Source organism: Nocardia sp. bgisy134 (assembly GCF_057708325.1).
In genome coordinates, this window is the sequence record NZ_JBYIRW010000010.1 from 79,370 (window position 1) to 96,829 (window position 17,460).

16 protein-coding genes are annotated in these 17,460 nt (G+C 71.2%); 4 read left to right on the forward strand and 12 right to left on the reverse strand.

Annotated features, from left to right (window positions below; genetic code table 11):
• Positions 1-108: 108 nt before the first annotated feature.
• Entirely contained in the window at positions 109-567 is a 459-nt protein-coding gene (locus tag AC3ERS_RS18920; protein WP_431969252.1) for a response regulator transcription factor, read from the reverse strand.
• Between the two features lie 741 nt (positions 568-1,308).
• Between AC3ERS_RS18920 and AC3ERS_RS18925 the strand changes: the two genes are divergently transcribed.
• Entirely contained in the window at positions 1,309-1,977 is a 669-nt protein-coding gene (locus AC3ERS_RS18925) for a metal-dependent transcriptional regulator (protein WP_431969538.1), read from the forward strand.
• A gap of 56 nt (positions 1,978-2,033) precedes the next feature.
• Here the strand turns inward: AC3ERS_RS18925 and AC3ERS_RS18930 are convergent, their stop codons facing one another.
• Together AC3ERS_RS18930 and AC3ERS_RS18935 are read right to left on the reverse strand one after the other, a co-directional pair.
• Complete coding sequence (locus tag AC3ERS_RS18930) at positions 2,034-2,843, reverse strand: hypothetical protein (protein ID WP_431969254.1); 810 nt, start codon at positions 2,841-2,843, stop codon at positions 2,034-2,036.
• Positions 2,844-3,223: 380 nt separating this feature from the next.
• Entirely contained in the window at positions 3,224-4,333 is a 1,110-nt protein-coding gene (locus tag AC3ERS_RS18935; RefSeq protein ID WP_431969256.1) for a LuxR C-terminal-related transcriptional regulator, read from the reverse strand.
• Between the two features lie 218 nt (positions 4,334-4,551).
• On the opposite strand from AC3ERS_RS18935, the gene AC3ERS_RS18940 reads away from it, so the two are divergent.
• Positions 4,552-6,003 carry an FAD/NAD(P)-binding protein gene (locus tag AC3ERS_RS18940; protein ID WP_431969258.1) on the forward strand — a complete coding sequence of 484 codons (1,452 nt, stop codon included), beginning with the start codon at positions 4,552-4,554 and terminating at the stop codon, positions 6,001-6,003.
• A 53-nt stretch (positions 6,004-6,056) separates the two neighbouring features.
• Here AC3ERS_RS18940 and AC3ERS_RS18945 read toward each other — a convergent pair whose 3' ends face one another.
• On the reverse strand, positions 6,057-6,479 hold the full coding sequence (locus tag AC3ERS_RS18945; protein WP_431969260.1) for an EF-hand domain-containing protein: 423 nt from the start codon (positions 6,477-6,479) through the stop codon (positions 6,057-6,059).
• Between the two features lie 161 nt (positions 6,480-6,640).
• Complete coding sequence (locus tag AC3ERS_RS18950; protein ID WP_431969262.1) at positions 6,641-7,039, reverse strand: DUF4345 domain-containing protein; 399 nt, start codon at positions 7,037-7,039, stop codon at positions 6,641-6,643.
• Positions 7,040-7,177: 138 nt separating this feature from the next.
• Between AC3ERS_RS18950 and AC3ERS_RS18955 the strand changes: the two genes are divergently transcribed.
• On the forward strand, positions 7,178-7,768 hold the full coding sequence (locus AC3ERS_RS18955) for a TetR/AcrR family transcriptional regulator (protein WP_431969264.1): 591 nt from the start codon (positions 7,178-7,180) through the stop codon (positions 7,766-7,768).
• 58 nt (positions 7,769-7,826) lie between these two features.
• On the opposite strand, the gene truB is transcribed toward AC3ERS_RS18955, so the two are convergent.
• The 5 genes from truB to AC3ERS_RS18980 all read right to left on the reverse strand — a co-directional run bounded on the left by truB (position 7,827) and on the right by AC3ERS_RS18980 (position 15,098).
• The gene (truB, locus tag AC3ERS_RS18960; RefSeq protein WP_431969266.1) at positions 7,827-8,753 is read right to left on the reverse strand and encodes a tRNA pseudouridine(55) synthase TruB; all 927 of its coding nucleotides are present in this window, start codon (positions 8,751-8,753) and stop codon (positions 7,827-7,829) included.
• The gene (gene npt, locus AC3ERS_RS18965) at positions 8,753-9,421 is read right to left on the reverse strand and encodes a 4'-phosphopantetheinyl transferase Npt (RefSeq protein ID WP_431969268.1); all 669 of its coding nucleotides are present in this window, start codon (positions 9,419-9,421) and stop codon (positions 8,753-8,755) included. Before npt ends, truB begins: the two co-directional genes overlap by 1 nt.
• Positions 9,422-9,518: 97 nt before the next feature.
• Positions 9,519-10,475 (reverse strand): metallophosphoesterase family protein, encoded by a 957-nt coding sequence (locus AC3ERS_RS18970; protein ID WP_431969270.1) that lies wholly within the window; start codon positions 10,473-10,475, stop codon positions 9,519-9,521.
• Positions 10,476-10,589: 114 nt separating this feature from the next.
• Entirely contained in the window at positions 10,590-13,409 is a 2,820-nt protein-coding gene (locus AC3ERS_RS18975) for a SaeA-related protein (RefSeq protein ID WP_431969272.1), read from the reverse strand.
• A gap of 6 nt (positions 13,410-13,415) precedes the next feature.
• Positions 13,416-15,098 carry an Hsp70 family protein gene (locus AC3ERS_RS18980; RefSeq protein ID WP_431969274.1) on the reverse strand — a complete coding sequence of 561 codons (1,683 nt, stop codon included), beginning with the start codon at positions 15,096-15,098 and terminating at the stop codon, positions 13,416-13,418.
• A 104-nt stretch (positions 15,099-15,202) separates the two neighbouring features.
• Between AC3ERS_RS18980 and AC3ERS_RS18985 the strand changes: the two genes are divergently transcribed.
• Entirely contained in the window at positions 15,203-15,697 is a 495-nt protein-coding gene (locus AC3ERS_RS18985; RefSeq protein ID WP_431969276.1) for a nucleotide exchange factor GrpE, read from the forward strand.
• 7 nt (positions 15,698-15,704) lie between these two features.
• On the opposite strand, the gene AC3ERS_RS18990 is transcribed toward AC3ERS_RS18985, so the two are convergent.
• Both AC3ERS_RS18990 and AC3ERS_RS18995 read right to left on the reverse strand, forming a co-directional pair.
• Positions 15,705-16,442 (reverse strand): TIGR03943 family putative permease subunit, encoded by a 738-nt coding sequence (locus AC3ERS_RS18990; protein WP_431969278.1) that lies wholly within the window; start codon positions 16,440-16,442, stop codon positions 15,705-15,707.
• Positions 16,439-17,440 (reverse strand): permease, encoded by a 1,002-nt coding sequence (locus AC3ERS_RS18995; RefSeq protein WP_431969280.1) that lies wholly within the window; start codon positions 17,438-17,440, stop codon positions 16,439-16,441. Before AC3ERS_RS18995 ends, AC3ERS_RS18990 begins: the two co-directional genes overlap by 4 nt.
• Between the last annotated feature and the right edge of the window lie 20 nt (positions 17,441-17,460).

A 17,460-nucleotide genomic window follows, 5' to 3' on the forward strand; every position in this document is an offset into this window, starting at 1 on the left:
CATGGGGCATCTACGCCGGTTATTTCGCCGACCCGGACGGGCATCTGTGAGAGGTCGTCCACTTCCTGGACGGCAACGGCCCGACTGGACGCCGGGCGGGTGCGCTGATCAGGACTCGGCGCGCAGATACGTCAGCACCGCGAGGACGCGGCGGTGGTCGTCGGGTTCGGACTGGAGGCCGAGCTTGACGAAGATGCTGCGCACGTGCGCCTCGACCGTGCGCTCCCCCAGGAACATCGCGGCGCCGATCGCCCGGTTCGAGCGTCCTTCGGCCATGAGCCGCAGGACTTCTCGTTCGCGCGGCGAGAGTTCGTCGAGCGGGCGGTGGCCACGATGCGGCCTGCCGACGAGGCGGGTGACGAGGTCGGGATCGATCGCCGATCCGCCGCAGGCGACCCGGCGCAGCGCGGCCACGAAGTCGTCGATGTCGGAAACCCGGTCCTTCAGCAGATAGCCGAGGTGGTCCGCGCCGTCGCGGAGGAGGTCCAGCACGCTGTCGGTCTCGATGTACTGCGAGAGCAGCAGCACGGCCGTCCCCGGGCAGTCGCGCCGGATGGTGGCGGCCACGACGACGCCCTCGTCGGTATAGGTGGGCGCCCGCGGTGAACAGCAGCGGGTCGCTGGAGCGGCGCACGCCCGCCGCCAGCCACGTCAGACCCGCCACGGCCAGCAGCGGACCGGCCAGGTCGTAGCGGCCGCTGGTCCAGATCCACAGTCCCGGCACCACGAACGCCGCACCGGCCAGGAGGTAGAGCACGAGTTCGGCGGACGTGAACGCGGGCCACGCCGGATGCTGCGCCGCCGCGAAGGCCTCGCGCGGCCCGAGCAACAGGGTGCGCGCCGGATCGCGCACGGCCGCATCGCTCCAGTCCACGGCGAGCACCACACCCGTGCTCAGCACGGCGGCGAGTGCCGCCACGCTCGTGACGAGAGGGGATCGCACGTGGGCCCACCGAACCAGCTTCCGACGGCCCCGACTCTCTCAGCTTCCTCCGAGCAAATCGCGGACACAACCGACCCGGTCCGGAGCGGGCCGTCAGCTTTCGCGGTCGCCGCGCCGGAACGACCGCGCTCGTCCAGGCACACGCCGACCTGCGGTTCCGTCCGGGACATTGCCCGCGGGCGACCGGGCCACGACCGGCGAGAACACGAGCGGTGAACGAGTTCGACGCATCCCGGTGTCCGACTGTGTGAATCGGGACCGAAGTGCATAAGCTCGGGTATGTGCCTGGTAAACGAGACATCGCCACCCGCCGCGAGCTGACCGACAGCACCGCGCCGGGCGAGCCGAGCGGCAGCACCGCGACCCTGGCGCCGGAGCTGACCTCGGTCGCCCAGGACTACCTGAAGGTCATCTGGACCGCCCAGGAGTGGTCGCAGGAGAAGGTGTCGACCAAGCTGCTGGCCGAACGCATCGGCGTCTCGGCCTCCACCGTCTCCGAAGCCGTGCGCAAGCTCGCCGACCAGGGCCTGGTCGAGCACGCCAGGTACGGCTCGATCACGCTCACCGAGCACGGCCGCCGTGCCGCGGTCGCGATGGTGCGCAGGCACCGGCTGATCGAGACCTTCCTGGTCAACGAACTCGGTTACGGCTGGGACGAGGTGCACGACGAGGCCGAGGTGCTCGAGCACGCGGTCTCCGAACTGCTCATGGCCCGCATCGACGCCAAACTCGGCTACCCGGACCGCGATCCGCACGGCGACCCCATCCCGTCGGTGGACGGCGCGGTGCCGACGCCGCCCGCGCGCCAGCTCAGCGATTTCCAGGCGGGCCAGTCCGGCCGCGTCGCCCGCATCTCCGATTCCGACCCGGACATGCTGCGCTACTTCGACTCCGTCGGCATCGCGCTGGACACCACCATCGCCGTCGTCGAACGCCGCGACTTCGCGGGCACCATCGCCATCCGCATCGGCGATGCCACCGCCACCACCGATCTCGGCCGCCCCGCCGCCGAAGCCATCTGGCTCACGGCCTGACCTACTGCCTCGCAAGCCATTTCGACGCCTCGCAGGGGCTACACCTGCCGCGTGCGTCAGCAGGAGTGGAAGTACGGTTCGAGGCGACTCGGGACGCCGTCGGCTGCGGCGGTGGACCAGCAGGTGTCGTGCGGGAAGGCGACGTAGGTGTGCCAGCCGCCGGGACCGCGGTGGACGATGCGCCGGCTGTCGCCGGGGATGTCCCAGGCGATGACCGCCCAGGCTCCGTCGCATTCGCCGACCGTCGCCGCGTGGGCCGCGAGGTCGCCCGCGTCGTCCAGCTCGTCGACGATGGTCGCGGCGGCGCAGGCCGCGGGCGCCGGATCGTTGAAGCGCAGCGTGCCGGTCACGACCTGACCGGATTCGGTGACGAACAGCGTGTGCATTCCCTCGGGCACCGGGTCGGTGCCGGGCGGCGGGTCCATCCGGAATCGGAAGCAACCGACCGGCACCACGAAGACGGCCCGCCCGTCGTCACCGGTCACCGCGTCCCAGTGCGCGATCTCGGTGGCGCCCAACGGAATATCGCGCTGCGCGGTATCGCACGGCCGCATCTGGCGCACGCTGACCGGGACGTCTGGTACCGCGACGCCGCCGAGCGTCACGGTCTCGATGACGGCGGTGCCGTGTACGGGCGAAGCGGGCGGTCGCGGTGCGGGAGCGGGCGACGGCGGCGCAGGGCGCGGTTGCGGGGAGTTGGGGGCGGCGGGCGCCTCGGCGATCTGGGGTGTACGGCCCGCGGTGGTCGCGCTCACGCTCACCGTGGCGCTCGCCGCCGGACGATCCGCCACGTCGGCGTCTCGGCCGCATCCCGCCACGAGCGCGAACACCGCGCACACCACCCCGACGATTCCCACCGCCCGCATCGCCCTAGCCTCCGGATCGAGCCACTCTTACCGACGTATCGACCGAGCGGGAAGCGCGTTAACGCAGGTCAACAGGACTGTACGGGGTGTTATGACGGTGCGTCGCGCCTGTGACCGGACCGTGCCGTACGAGGTCCGCGCCGAGCCTCCGTGGGCACGAACGCGGCGGCGAAACCACGCCGTCGTCGCCGAGGTTCGGGCGGCGCGTCGCGCGCGACCGATCGCGCCGTGGTCGAATCGCCCGACACCGCAATCGGTCGCGGGCGTGGCGTCATCGCGCACCGGTCGGCCTGGCCCGCGCGGCGCGTCGTGTTCGGCGGCCAGCCGCGCCCTGCGGCGCAGAGCGCGGGTGATCGTCTGGTAGCCGCCGCTGTGTCGGTCTAGCTCGCGGCATCGAGAACGCGGACCGTGGCGGCGGCCGTCAGGGGTTCGCGATGCTCGGTGAAGAGTTTGGCGACCAGTTCGCCGCGGCTGGTGACGCCGACCTTGTCGAAGACCGACTTCAGATGGTCGCGCACCGTGTGCGGGGAGAGGAACAGCCGCGCGGCGATATCGGCGGTGGGCAGGCCGCGGGCGACGAGTTCGGTCACCTCGAGTTCCCTAGAGGTGAGTTCGTAGGCGGCGACGATCAACTCGGCCACCTCGGCGGGCTTGGCCTGCTCGATCACCAGAGCCGTTGTGCCCGAACGCCCTTCGGCGTCGCGCAGGCAGGTCGCGTGGCACACCAGCCAGCGCCCCGCGGTGGTGCGCACCCGGATCCGCGACGCGACTCCGGTGAGCCGGGCGCGGCCTGCGGTGCTGAGGATCCAGACCGGCAGCGGCAGATCGATGCCGAGCGGGGTCTGCGTGGCAGGGCCGGGCGGCATCTCGGCCAGCAGCTCGCGGGCCTCGTCGTTGAGGGACAGCAGTTCGCCGCCCGCGCCGAACAGCAGCAGACCGGGCGCGGCGGCGAGAGCGGACGGCGGTGTCGCGCTGGGCAGCGCGAAGGCGCGCAATCGCTGCGCCATCGGCGTGCAGAGAACTTGGACCAGGGCGATGTCTTCGGCGCGGAACGGCGGCCTGCCCCGCTCGCGGAACAGGCTCAGCTGTCCCCACGGCTGCCCGTCCACCCGGAACACCGCGCGCAACTCGTCGTCGAACCCGCGCGGACGCATGAAGCTGCGGTACAGCGGACTCAGCGTCGGCCGGTCTCCTGTCACCTCCCGCAGCCCGGCCACCGGGACCTTCGCCAGCGCCAGATCGCGGAACAGATTGACGTGTTCGGCGAAAAGCTCCGACTCCCAGTAGGTTCCGCAGCCGCCCTCGTGCAGGTTCTCCACCCGCACCGGCGCCGTGGTGAGCCCGTTGACCGGATCGGTGGCCACCCACACGGCGGCGTCGAACGGCGCGATGCGCCGCAGGCGGGCCGACGCGTCGGCGAACAGCGCGTGCGCGTCGGGCGCGGCGGCGATGCTCGCGAGCAGTGCGTCTAACGCGGTCGTTGCGGTCATGCGTGTCATCCTCGGCCGCCTGTCGCGCGCTCGCCATCCCACATATGAGGGGTAAGCGCCCGCCGCGCGGTGAAATTCCGGCCCACGGAGACCTCGGCCGCGAACACTCGACCCGTCGATCGCGCGTCGCCGGTGGCGAACCCCCTCGATCGCGGGATGTTCCGCGCCGCCGAACCCCGGGACGCTGGGTGCCGCACACACGAAACCGAAGGAGCCCCATGCACATCGGAATCATCGGAGCGGGCGCGGCCGCCGTCGCGCTGCTCGACGCGCTGGCCCTCGCGGACGACAAGCCGAGCGGCGTCACCGTGTTCGACGGCGCGCCCGCGCTCTGGCGGGGCCGCCCGTACCAGCCCGACCTCGACGCGGTGCGGGTGAACGCGCCGCCGCCCATCATGTCGGTGCGCGCGGGCGACCCCGGGCACTACCAGCGCTGGCTTGCGAATCGCGAGGTGGCCGACTACCTCGACGAAGGGCTGGGCCAACCGCTCGTCCCGCGCGCGGTCTACGGCGAGTACCTGGAAGACACCGCGCGCGACGCGATCGCACGACTGGGTCTCGCGGGCTGCCCTGTCCGCGTGGTGCGTTCGGCCGTCACCGGATTCTCCCGCGACGAGCGGGCGGTCCTGCACACCGCGAGTGGCCATCACGTCCCGGTGGACCGGGCCGTCCTCGCGGTCGGCAGCGGCGGCCCGCGTGACCACTACGGGCTCACCGGCACACCCGGCTACGTCAACGAGCCCTATCCCCTCGCCCGCACCGTGGCCGGACTCCCCGCGGACCACCATCTCGCCGTCATCGGCAGCGGTCTGACCGCGGTGGACATCGCCGTCACCCTGGCGGCGAACGGGCACACCGGGCCGATCACGCTGCTCTCACGCAGCGGGCAACTCCCCTTCGTCCAGCAGCGTCCGGTCCGCCTCGACCCCGTGCACTTGACGCCAGGGGCGGTGCGGGAACTGGCTGCAGAGCACGGCGAACTCCCCTTCTCCCACTTGGTTTCGCTCATGCGCACCGAACTCGCGGCACTGGGACAGGATTTCGACACCTTGGCCGCCGAGATCACCGGCTCCGAGGATCCGGTGATTCGCCTGCGCCGCCAGCTCGACGCGGTCGACGCACCGCACCACGGGCGGCGCCTGCTGGCCATGGTCATCCGCGTCGTCGGCCCGACCGCGTGGCCGCTGTTGGCCGAGCGGGACCGAGAGATGTTGCGCACCGGACACTTCCGCACCATCAACAGCCTGAGCTCGCCGATGGTCCCGCACAACGCGCGCATCGTGCTGCGGCTGCTCGATTCCGGCCAGCTGCGGTTGCGCGCGGGCGTCACCAAGATCGAGGCGCGGTCCGGCGGCGGGTTCACCGTGTACGACGCGCGAAACTGGTCCGCGGACACCGTCTTCAACGCGGTCAACCCGCCCGCCTACACGACGCCCTCGGAAACCCAGCCGCTGGTGGGCGCTCTGCTCGCGGCGGGCGCCGCCGAACCGCATCCGGCGGGTGGCCTGCGCGCCGAACCGGGCACTCGGCGTGCGATGGTCGGCGGTACGCCCGATCCGAGCTGGCATGTGCTCGGCAATCTCGCGGCCGACTCCATGTTCATCGCCACCAACCCGCCCGGACTGGCAGCCGAGGCGGCCGGACTGGTCCGAGGACTGTTCGGCGCGTGACGAATGGACAACGACTCGTGCTCATCCGGTTCCGGGACCGACTCTGCCCCGGATCAGCGCGCGAGTTCGTCCAGCAGAGAGCGGAATTCGGCCGGTGAGAGATAGCCGTCGGCGTCCCGGTCGGCGGCGGCGAGCAGGTCGGCGGCGGGGACGTCGATACGGCCCGCGCCGACGTGCCGGATGAGGGATTCGAGTTCCTCGACCGAGATGCGCCCGTCGCCGTTGGTATCGAAGACGCGGAAGGCGGCGTCGGCGTCGGTCACCTCCAGGCGTCCGGTCACCAAGGCCGCGTCGAATTCGGCCTTGGAGACCAGGAAGTCGCCATCGGTGTCGGCCGCGGCGACCAGCCGCTCTACGGCATCGGCGTCGACCTCCAGCCCGAGCGCGCGGATGCCGTCGGTGATGTCCTGCACGGAGACGAGCCCGTCGTCGTCCCGGTCCCACAGCTCGAACGTATCGACCGGATGTTCACTCATGCCCACTGCCTTCCCACGGCCGCCGACGGTTTCGGACGACGAACCCACGACCACTGTACGGTTCGCCTCCGATTCCGTTGCCGGCGTCCGGGGTCCATCGCGACGGGTGTCGCTCCGCCGGACCGACGTGCGCGAGATCGGCGTGGGCACGCTCGGCCGAGTCATCGGACAGCCACGGCCGCCGCCCGCTTCTCGTCGGCGTCGGCCAACCAGAAATACACCGGCGGGAGAACGAATTCGATGACGGTGAGCACGATCTGGAACCAGTGCGGCCACCCGTACACCGCGAGCGACAGCACCCGGCCGAACGCGCCGAGCAGGAAGATCCCCGCCAGCCAGCGCACGGCCACCGCCGGAATGGGCGTGCGGCGCGCGGTCCAGATCCACGCCACGCCGTAGCCGACGAAGACGGCCCCGAAGAAGCGGCTCTGACTGTCGGCCGTGACACCGGACGAGCCCATGCCCGGCACCGAGTCGATGCCGAGCGCGATGTGGAACACGCCGATCGCCACGCAGGCGACGCCCATCACCAGCGCCAGGACCTTCAGCAGTTTCGCCATGGTCGTTCTCCCTCAGCAGGACGGTATCCCTCTGCCGCGCATCAAGCTTCACGATCCACGGCCACCTTAGTAGACATATGTCTACTAATAGGGATGCTACGACCGCTAGTAGACACACGTCAACTAATATCGTCGGTGATGAGTACCCGCCGCCGCCTCTCCCCCGACGAACGCCGCCGCCTACTGGTGGCGGCGGGCGCCGAGCTGTTCGCCGCACGCGCCTACGACACCGTGCTCATGGAGGACGTGGCCGCCGCGGCGGGCGTGTCCCGCGCCCTGCTGTACCGCCACTTCCCCAGCAAGCGCGACCTGTTCGCGGCCGTCTACCAGCAGGCCGCGGATCGACTGCTGGTGGCGACCGAACTGGACGCCGAGACCCCGCTGCGCGACCAGCTGGCGGCCGGGCTGGACGCCCACCTCGACTACTTCGAGGCCAACGCACGCACTGTCATCGCCGCGAACCGGATGCTGGCCGGGGACCCGACCATCCAGTCGATCATCTCCGGGGAATTGGACGAACTGCGCGGCCGTCTGCTGAACGTGATGGGGCTGAGCGAGGCAGAACGGGCCGCGGCCTCGTCGGTGCTGATGAGCTGGTTGACGTTCGTCCGCGTCCTCACCGTCGACTGGCTGGAGCACCGCGCGATGAGCCGGAACGACGTGCGCGACATCAGCGTCGGCGCGCTACTCGGCGCGCTCGAGCCCATCCTCGGGCAGCGCGGCGAATAGCGCTGGGCCGATACGCGTTCGGGCGTAGCGTCACCGAAGCGATCCGGCGCGCCCGCTGTCAGTCGACCAGGCCGCGCGGGCGGATCACGAAGACCGGCGAGGAGCGCTTGCCCTTCTCCTCGAGCAACGCGATGGCCGTACCATCGGCGGTGAGCGCGGCGTGCACGCCCGCGATGCCGATCGGATCCAACCACCGTCCGTCGCGCAGGGATTCGGCTTCGCGGTCGTCGATCGTGCGGTGCGGGAACGCGATTCGGACCGCCTCGTCGATGCCGAGGTTCAAGGTCGGGTCCTCGGCGAGCTCGTCCAGCGTCCTGGCGTGTTCGAGCGTGAAGGGGCCGACCCTGGTGCGGCGCAGCGCCGTCAGGTGGCCGCCGACCTCCAGCGCGGCGCCCAGATCGCGGGCCAGCGCGCGCACGTAGGTGCCGGACGAGCATTCGACCACGACATCGAGATCGACGAACTCACCGTCCGGAACATCGCGCCGGGCCAGCACGTCGAAGCGGGACACGGTGACCGGCCGGGCGGCCAGCCGCACGTCCTCACCCGCGCGGTGGCGGGCGTAGGCGCGTTCGCCGTTCACCTTGATGGCGCTCACGGTGGCGGGCACCTGGTCGATGTCGCCGGTCAGGGCCGCGATCCGCGCGGCGATGTCGGCGTCGGCGAGGTGCAGCGCGGAGGCGGTCACCAGGGTCTCGCCCTCGGCGTCGTCGGTGGTGGTGGACTGGCCGAGCCGGATGGTGGCGGTGTACGCCTTCGTGGTCAGCGTCAGCAGGCCGAGCAGCTTGGTGGCCCGTTCGACGCCGAGCACCAGCACGCCGGTCGCCATCGGGTCGAGCGTGCCCGCGTGCCCGACCTTCTTGGTGCGCAACAACTTCCGGCACTTGGCCACCACGTCGTGGCTGGTCCAGCCGCCGTCCTTGTCGACGATCAGCAGGCCGCCGAGCACGTCGGGGCGCTGCGCCTGGGTGGTCGGTCCGGTCATCAGGCGTGCGCGATCGCGGTCAGGATCAGCCCGTCGGCGATCAGCCAGCGTCCGTCGAACGAGGTCAGCGGCAGCCCACCGTCGTTGGTCTGGCCCGGCACCAGCAGCTGGCTGCGGAAGGTGCCCGAGCCCGTGCCGTCGGCGTTCTCCTCGACGGTGAAGGTGATGTGCGCCTCCTCGAAACCGAGCCAGCGGGTGGTCAGCGGGAACCACGCCTTGTAGGTGGCTTCCTTGGCGCAGAACAACAGCCGATCCAGGTGTAGTCGAGAATCGGTGTCGTGCAACCAGTCCCGTTCGGCGGGCAGGCTCACCGAATCGAGCACGCCGTCCGGCAGCGCGCCGTGCGGCTCGGCGTCGATGCCGATCGAGCGGAAGCGCATCTTGTGCGCCAGCGCCGCGGCGCGGTAGCCGTCGCAGTGGGTGAGGCTGCCCACGATGCCGCGCGGGAACACCGGAGCTCCCCGCTCCCCCTTGCCGATCGCGACCGGCGGCTCGCCGAGCTGCTCCAGGGCCAGCCGGGCGCAGTGGCGGGCGCCGATGAAGTCGCGCCGCCGCTTCTCCACCGACTTCGCGATGAGATGCTCTTCGGCCGGATGCGGCTTCAGATCCTCCGGGTACGCCAACAGCTCGGCCGAGGCGACATCACTGGGCAGAATGTTCTCGATCATCGGCTCCGAGCCTAGTCGAGGCGTACCGCCGCATCGGCTCCAGCCATGCGCGAGGTCGGCGACGGACTCCGTCCCCGAGCGCCTGCCGGTGGCCGGTTCAGACGCCGCGCCTGCGCTGGGCGCGGCTGCGCATCTCGGCCGCAGCCGCCTCCATCTCGGGGGTGACCTTGAAGTGGCCGCCCCACTTGTTCAGCGTGCCCGGCGGGTACTCCGGGGCGGGCAGGATCTGGCGCAGCAGCTTGTCCGGCAGACCGCGGCGCTGCCATTCGCGCGGATAGCCGAGCGAGACCTCCTCGAAGCGCACGCCGTCGTAGTAGGAGGTGCGCGGAATGTGCAAGTGCCCGTACACCGAGCACACCACGTTGTAGCTGGTGTGCCAGTCGGCGGTCAGATCGGTGCCGCACCACAGCGCGAACTCGGGGTAGAACAGCACATCGGTGGGCTGGCGCACCAGCGGGAAGTGGTTGATCAACACCAGCGGCGTCTCCGGCGGGAGCGCGTCCAGCTTGCGCTTGGTGACCTGTACCCGGGCGTGACACCAGGCGTCTCTGGTCAGATACGGCTCCGAGGAGAGCAAGAACTCATCGGTGGCGACCACGTTGCGCTCACGCGCGATGGCCAGGCCCTCGGCCTTGGTGGTGGCGCCCTCCGGGAGGAACGAGTAGTCGTAGAGCAGGAACATCGGGGCCAGCGTCACCGCGCCGCCGTGCGCCTCGCTGCCCGGGCCGCGCCACACTGGGAAGGGATCCTCGGGCGTGACGACGTCCAGGTCGCGGCAGATCGACACCAGATAGTCGTAGCGCGCGACGCCGTGCATCTGCACGGGATCCTTCGCCGTGGTCCACAGCTCGTGATTGCCGGGCACCCAGATCACCTTCGCGAACCGGCTGCGCAGCAGTTCCAGCGCCCACCGGATGTCCTCGGTCTTCTCGCCCACGTCGCCGGCCACGATCAGCCAGTCCTCCGGCGAGTCCGGCTGGATCTGCTCCACGATCGGCCGGTTCCCCTGATGCCCGACGTGTACGTCGCTCACCGCCATCAACTTGGGTATCACCAGACCCACCTTGTCACATCCGAGGCGACCACCGGCCGCCTGCCTCCATCGACACCATTCGTCCCCGATCCGAACACGCCGGGCGGGCGCGGCATTCCGGCGGGCGACGTCGCGTCAGGCGTGCGTCCAGTGGATCCGGGCATTCGGCGCGAAACCGGCGGCCACGGTGAGCGTGCCGTTGGGTTCACGGCGGCACGACGCCACGCCGATGTGGCACGGGCGCGGGAGATCCGGCGGTACCCGGACGCCACCGTCGATCTCGTACCGCGTGTTGGTGACCTTCCACGCGCGCGCCTCCGGCTCGTCCGGGGTAGCCGGTGGGCGATCGGTGCACGCTACGACCATCACCTCGGTGATTCCCGTCGGCCATACGAAGGTCAGCAGACCCGCGCGTTCGGCTAGGCCGGTGACGACGGGGATGCCGCTGGGCATCGGATCGTCCTGTGCGACCGGGGAGGCAGCTTGCGGCGCGGCCCACCCCGGCCGGGCAGCAGCCGGATCAGGCCGGGCGACGCCGCCTGCCTCGGCGACCGAGCCGGGTCCCTGCGGAATGACGGGGTGCGGCTGCGTCCCCTGCACGGGCGGGACGGCCGAGTTGTACGGTACGACCGGGGAGGCAGCTTGCGGCGTGGCCCGCTCCGGCCGGACAGCAGCCGGATCAGGCCGGGCGACGCTGCCCGGCTCGGTGAACGCACCGGGGCCCTGCGCAACGACGGGGTCCGGCTGCGTCCCCTGCACGGGCGGGACGGCTGAGTTTGGCTGTACGACCACGCCAGGGTCCTGCGCAACGACAGGGTGCGGCTGCGTCGTCTGCGTGGGCGGGGTAGCCGAGTTGTGCTGACCGACCACGCCGGGCTCGGCGCTTGCGCCCGGCTCGAGCGTCGAACCACCGGAGCCACCGACAAGACCGGGCTCGGTATTCACAGCGGGCTCGACGGTCGAACCGCCGACAGCGCCGAAGCCGGAGCTCCCACCGGGCTCGCTGGTCGAAGCACCAGAGCCGACCGGACCGGGCTCGGTTCTCGTAGCGGGGTCGGTCGGACCGCCAACCCCGCCGGGGTCGAAGCTCGCACCGGGCTCGCTCGTCGAACCTCCCGAGCCGACGGCGCCGGGCCGTGCCGAACCGGAAGAGTTTGCCGCGGTTTGAGCAGTGCGGTCGGCGCGGGGTTCGGGAGGGGCGTCGGAGCGCACGGTGTCGGAGTAGCGACCGGAGGTGGCGGCGGCGACGGCGTAGACCGGGGTTTCACCGGTCGGCGCTCCGCCGTCTTCGAGTTCGGTGCCGCGGGTGCGGCCGACCACACGCCACGAGCCGTCCGGCTGGAGACGGGTGATGCGGTAATCGACATCGTCGGCCGATGCGGGCGACCACGTCACTCGCACCGAGCCGTTCGTCATGCGGGTAGCCGTCACTCGCCCGGGGGCGGGGAGAGGGGTGGCGGCCAGCGCCTCGCTCGCCCCGGGGTGATCGAGGCACGCGGCTTGGGCGGCGCGCAGTGTGCGCGAACGTTCGGCGGGCGGGCCCGCCGCCGCGGCGGCGACCAAACGGTCGGCCTCGGCGACGGCCCGTTCGGCTTCGGCGAGCAGTTCGTCGAGGCCCGTGGTGGACCCGGTGGGCGGCGGCACGTCGGCGGCGACGCGACGCAGCTCGCGGAGATGTTCGAGCGCCTCGACATAGCGGGTGGCCGCGCGCGCCGCGAGGGCGACGCGCCAGTGCCGCGCCGCCTCGGCGAGCACCCGTTCCACGTCGTCGGACACCGAGCGGATGGGCGTCGTGCCCTCGTTGTGCGGGTCCAGTCCCCTGGCCTCGGCGATGTACCGCGCGGCCTCTTGCGGGTGCCCGTTGCGCAGCGCCGCCCGCGCGGCCTTCAGCGACTCCTCCCACAGCCGTCGCGCCGGCGCCGGGCTCGGAGTCGACGGGGCGGGGGTGTGCGCCGGCGGTGCGGGCCGCGCGGATCCCACAGCGCGCGAACCCAATTCGGCGGCGAGATCTTCGAGCAATCGACTCGCGTCGCGCGGGTCCATACCGAGGGCGATCGCCTCGTCGAGCAGGAACTCGTAGTCCTCCCCCACCAGCTCGTCCTCGATGAGCACAGCCGCACGCACCTTGGGCCGCAGTTCCGCGGTGACGTCCTCGACGATCGAGGCGACGTACTCGGCCACCACCGGCCCGCCCGGCTCCAGCAGATCCTGCACGTGCACCAGCAGTTCGTCGAGCACCACCCGCATCCGCCCCGGCGGCAGCTCGCGCGACCGCGCGCGCAACGCGTCGGCGCGCAGCCGGATCTCGCCGGTGTGGGTGGCGCGGCTCGGATCCAGCCCGAGCAGCCCGAGCAGTGTCGGCGCGGGCGGACCGTCCACCAGCCGCGCCCATTCGGCGAGCAGCCCGCGGATCTGAGTGCGTCGCTGGTCGGAGAGTGCGCCGGTGGCCTGGGGCGCGGCGGGCGGCTGCTCGTTCTGGATGATCCGATGGCGGCGCAGGCGGGTGGCGACCTCGGCGGCGGTGAGCCCGCCCATCGATCCGATCTCCTCCAGCCCCGGCACTTTCGCGGCGGGCACCCCGCCGTGGCGCTGCACCAGCCGGGAGATCGCGACGTCGAGCATCTCGTACCGTTCCGCGTCGCGCTGTTCGCGCTCCTGCCGGATTCGGATCGCCTCGGCCCGTCGCGCGGACGCGTCGAGCAGCAGGAAGGACAGCCGGTCGTGGCTTTCCACCAGCAGCCCGACCAACACGCGGTACTTCGGATGGTCACGCTGGCGCTGCCAGAAGCCCCACACCTCGGCCACCCGGGCGGACACCTCGGCGTCGCCGAGGGTCTCGGCTTCGTCGAGCGGAATGTCGTAGAGCTCGAACGGGTCGGAATGCTCGATGCCGCCGCGGCGCTCGACCGCGGCGAGCACCCGCTTGCGGTAGTCGTTGGGGTCGAATGCGTGCACGGCGGCTCAGCTGTCGCGGCGCCGGGAGCGCTGCACCTGGTCGAGTTCCCGCGCGACGTCGGACTGGGACAGGGTGGCTCCGGTCTGCGCCGACAACGTCAGCGGCATGTCGGCGTCGACGTGGTGCGCGGTCACGTGCAGCACGCCGTCGAAACCCATCTCGAAGGTGACGCGCACCTCGCTGCCCGCGGGATAGCCCGGGGGAATGCCGCGAATCCGGCCCTCCACAAGTACTTTCGTGTCCTCGGGACGCACCGAGGCGGCCTGCCCCTGCTGTTCCACGATGGTCAGCTCGATCTGGTCCTGGTCCTCGCGCACGGTGCCGAACGAACGGCGCACCCGCACCGGCAGCGTCTGGTTGCGGTGCACCAGCCAGGCGGCCGCCAGCCCGTAGTGCGAATCCAGCGCCAGCACACCGAATCCGCGCGATACGACGGTGTCGACCTGGATCTCCAGCATCCGCCGCACCAAGCTCACCGGCTGGCCGAACGACTCCGCGACCCGGGCGATCGACTGGTCCAGATCCGCGGACGCCGCCTCGTTCAGTCCGGAGCCGTCCCGCAGCCTGCCGCGGGTGACCAGGTCGGCGACGATCAACCGTTCCATCTCGAGCTTCTCGCCGTAGAGCGCCGCACCGCGCGCCACCGACAGGTCAGGGTCGCGCAGCTCGCCGATCAGGCCGAGTTCCTTGGTCAATTCGCGTGCGACCATCGGCATCCGGGAGGAGCCGCCCACCAGCAGCAGCCGGTCGATCGACGTCACGCCGCGCTTGCCCGCCGCGGCGAGGCAGTCCCTGGTGAGATCGAGGGTGCGGCGCATCAGCGAGGCCGTCATCGACTCGAGTTCGTCCCTGGTCAGCGTGACGACGGCGCGCGCTCCGTCGTGCGCGACCACCACCTCGGTGCTCTCCAGTTCACTGAGTTCGCGTTTGGCCCGCTCGGCGGCCAGCACCAGCATCTGCGAACCGGCCGAATCGTCCAGCGGGTCTTCGGCATCGGGGTTGGCCGCGCAGAACCGCTGGGACAGGTACAGGGCGATCCGCTCGTCCCAGTCCGCGCCGCCCAGCTGATGGTCGCCTTCCACGGCGAGCACGGAGATACGCCGGTCGGCCAGCTCGATGACGGTGGCGTCGAAGGTGCCGCCGCCGAGGTCGTAGACGAGAACGGTCTCGCGCGCACCGGATGTGCCGATGTCCACGCCGCCGTCGAGCCTGCCGAACCCGTAGGAGAACGCCGCCGCGATCGGCTCGGACAGCACGCCGGCGACGTCGAAGCCCGCGTAGGCGCCCGCCTGGATCGTGGCGCGGCGCTCCTCGTCGCCGAAGTACGCGGGCACCGTGATCACGGCGCGCCGCACCGGTTCGCCGCCGCCGAATTCCGCGTCGGCGGCGAGACTCTTGAGGATCAGCGCCGACACGGCGGGCGCCGACCAGGTCTCGCCGTGCGCCGCGAAACGCCACTCCGAGTCGCCCATCCGGCGCTTCACCAGCGAGCACACGTGCTCGGGATCCAGCCGGGCCTGCCGCCGGGCGCCCTCGCCCACCAGATGATCGAAGGCGGATGCGAACAGCACGACGGAGGGAACCGTCGGTTCCCCGTTCATGCCGATCATTACTTCGGGCCGACCGTCGGCGTCGATCCGCGCGATCGCCGAGTTCGTTGTGCCCAGGTCGATGCCGTAGACCCCCATGGCAGGCGATGGTATCAGCCGGGTCCGACAGCGGCGCAGCGACCGTTCGGCGAATCCGGCTGACGCCCAATCCAATAGCCGCGCGCCCCGGCTATGGTGCGATCATGACGGAACCAGTCGCGGAATCGCTCGCCCAACTCGTCGAACGCGTCGACGACCTGTCCCGGGTCGTCGCCCGCCAGGCCGCCACCATCGAGCGCCTCGCCGACGAGGCCAAGGCCCGCGCCCGCCAGGACCGCGCGGGCGCCGATCTGCCGCTGGTGGTCGAGCTGTTCGCGCTGCACGGCGACACCGCCGCCTGCGCCGCCACCGCCGAGACCCCGAGGGAGCGAGCGGCGTTCGAGGCCATCGTCGCGCGCGTCGAGCGGCTGCTCACCGGCCGGGGCGCGGCGCTGGTCACGCCGCGACCCGACGACCCTTTCGACTCGCTCACCATGGAGGCCGCCGACGTCACCGCGACCGCCGACCCGGATGCCGACCGCACCGTCGAGGCGCTGGTACAGCCCGGCCTCACCGTCGCGGGCCGGTCGGTGCGTCCCGCGGGCGTCGTCGTCCGCCGCTTCCGCGCGACCGAGAACGCCGCGGTGAATTTGGCCTGAGTCCGCGTCAGCGACCGCGCTCATAGGAGTGATCGGGTCGTTCGACCCGCCGGAATTCGTGCACCACGAGCGTCGGCGTCCCGTCGCGATCGCGGCGCGCGCTGTCTTGTTCGACGACGCCGCGCACCTCCAGCCAGGTGTCCTCGTCGAGTGACTCCTCGATACCGGTCAGGTGCAACCGGATGTAGCGGGCGTCCGCGACACAGCAGGTGATGACCACGCGGGCCAGGTCGATCCTGTAGCCGCGCATGCGGCGCAGCACGAAACCGCTGACGGTGATCTCGCGGCCGTCCAGCGACCGCGTGGCGTCGAGTGTCGCGCGGTTCACCACCTCGCTGATCGAGACGATGGGAGCGGGCTCGTCGGGCAGCGGCGGGTAGTCGATCAGCTCGGGTTGCGCCACAACGGGATCCGGCGGGCGGATCGCCGAACTGGTCACCGCGGCTCCCGCGCCGAGCGCGGGCGGCGCCACCAGCAGGAGCACGGCGACCGGCGCGAGCAGCAACCACTGGACACGCCCGTGCTCGTGCTCGTGCTCGTGGCGATGGTTGCTGCCGCGCGACGACCCGCGATACAGGTCGCCGATGATGGCCGCGGTGCCGAGCGCGACGATGCCGATCCCGCTGACCAGCAGGAACGGAAAGAGCCCCGGTTTGACGTAGCGCAGGTAAGTGCCGTCGAAAGTGATGCGCAGCACCGCGATTCCGATCAGCAGCACGAGCAGATTCTGCGTTTCCCGCCTCATCGCGTACCCCCGAGGAAGACATAGCCCGCCACCGTCGCGCAGACGATCGCGACGACGAAAGTCGACGGCGCGAACCACATCGCGAACCGCCGCCCGAACGCGCCGGCCTGCATCGCGAACAGCTTGACGTCCACGGCAGGCCCGACAACGAGGAACACCAGCCGCGGCAGCAGCGGCAGCGTCGACATACTCGCCGCGACGAACGCGTCGGCCTCCGAGCACAGCGCGAGCACCACCGCCAGCACCGCGAGCACCAGGACGGCCAGCAGCATCTGGGTGGCCAGCTGCTCGAACCATCGCGGCGGGACGAGCACGTGCAACGCCGCCGCGGTGGCCGCGCCGAGCACCAGGAACGCGCCGGCTTGCAACAGGTCGTGCCGGGCTGCCTCGGCGAAGACCTCGGCCCGACTGCGGCCGGTTACGCAGTGGCCGGGCCCGCCGCGCGGCAGCATCCAGGCGGGGCTGCCGAAACGCGACCACAGCATTCCCATCACGAGCGCGGTTGCCAATGAGCCCGCGAACCGCGCCGCCACCATCCCGGGCTCGCCGGGAAACGCGACCGCGGTGGCGACCAGCACCACCGGGTTGATCGCGGGCGCCGACAGCAGGAAGGCCAGCGCCGCCGAACTCGGCGCGCCCTGATCGATCAGCCTGCGCGCCACCGGTACCACGCCGCATTCGCACCCTGGCAGCGCGACCCCCGCCAGCCCGCCGACTCCGATCGCCGCGATCTCGTTGCGGGGCAAGACCTTCCGCAGCAGCGCGGGCGAGACGAACGCGGCGATCGCGCCGCTGACAACTACCCCGAGCACGAGAAAAGGGATGGCCTGCACGAAAACTCCGACGAACATCGTCAGCGCGGTCTGTAGCCGCACTCGCGCGTCGATCGCCGAGGCCAGCTGCGCCTGCCAGGCGATGCCCGCCACCAGCAATCCGGCGAGAACGTAGGTCGACGACACCCGGGTTCGCGCGCGGCGCGCTGTCAGCTGCTCGAGCATTCCCACATCTTGCCAGGAAT

Excerpts from the sequence above, each read along its gene's own strand:
- AC3ERS_RS18980 (WP_431969274.1), bottom strand. The coding sequence starts at position 15,098 with ATGGGGGTCTACGGCATCGACCTGGGCACAACGAACTCGGCGATCGCG.
- AC3ERS_RS18995 (WP_431969280.1), bottom strand. The coding sequence starts at position 17,440 with ATGCTCGAGCAGCTGACAGCGCGCCGCGCGCGAACCCGGGTGTCGTCG.
- AC3ERS_RS18945 (WP_431969260.1), bottom strand. The coding sequence starts at position 6,479 with ATGAGTGAACATCCGGTCGATACGTTCGAGCTGTGGGACCGGGACGAC.
- AC3ERS_RS18940 (WP_431969258.1), top strand. The coding sequence starts at position 4,552 with ATGCACATCGGAATCATCGGAGCGGGCGCGGCCGCCGTCGCGCTGCTC.
- AC3ERS_RS18930 (WP_431969254.1), bottom strand. The coding sequence starts at position 2,843 with ATGCGGGCGGTGGGAATCGTCGGGGTGGTGTGCGCGGTGTTCGCGCTC.
- AC3ERS_RS18985 (WP_431969276.1), top strand. The coding sequence starts at position 15,203 with ATGACGGAACCAGTCGCGGAATCGCTCGCCCAACTCGTCGAACGCGTC.
- AC3ERS_RS18950 (WP_431969262.1), bottom strand. The coding sequence starts at position 7,039 with ATGGCGAAACTGCTGAAGGTCCTGGCGCTGGTGATGGGCGTCGCCTGC.
- AC3ERS_RS18955 (WP_431969264.1), top strand. The coding sequence starts at position 7,178 with ATGAGTACCCGCCGCCGCCTCTCCCCCGACGAACGCCGCCGCCTACTG.
- npt (WP_431969268.1), bottom strand. The coding sequence starts at position 9,421 with ATGATCGAGAACATTCTGCCCAGTGATGTCGCCTCGGCCGAGCTGTTG.
- AC3ERS_RS18990 (WP_431969278.1), bottom strand. The coding sequence starts at position 16,442 with ATGAGGCGGGAAACGCAGAATCTGCTCGTGCTGCTGATCGGAATCGCG.
- AC3ERS_RS18935 (WP_431969256.1), bottom strand. The coding sequence starts at position 4,333 with ATGACCGCAACGACCGCGTTAGACGCACTGCTCGCGAGCATCGCCGCC.
- truB (WP_431969266.1), bottom strand. The coding sequence starts at position 8,753 with ATGACCGGACCGACCACCCAGGCGCAGCGCCCCGACGTGCTCGGCGGC.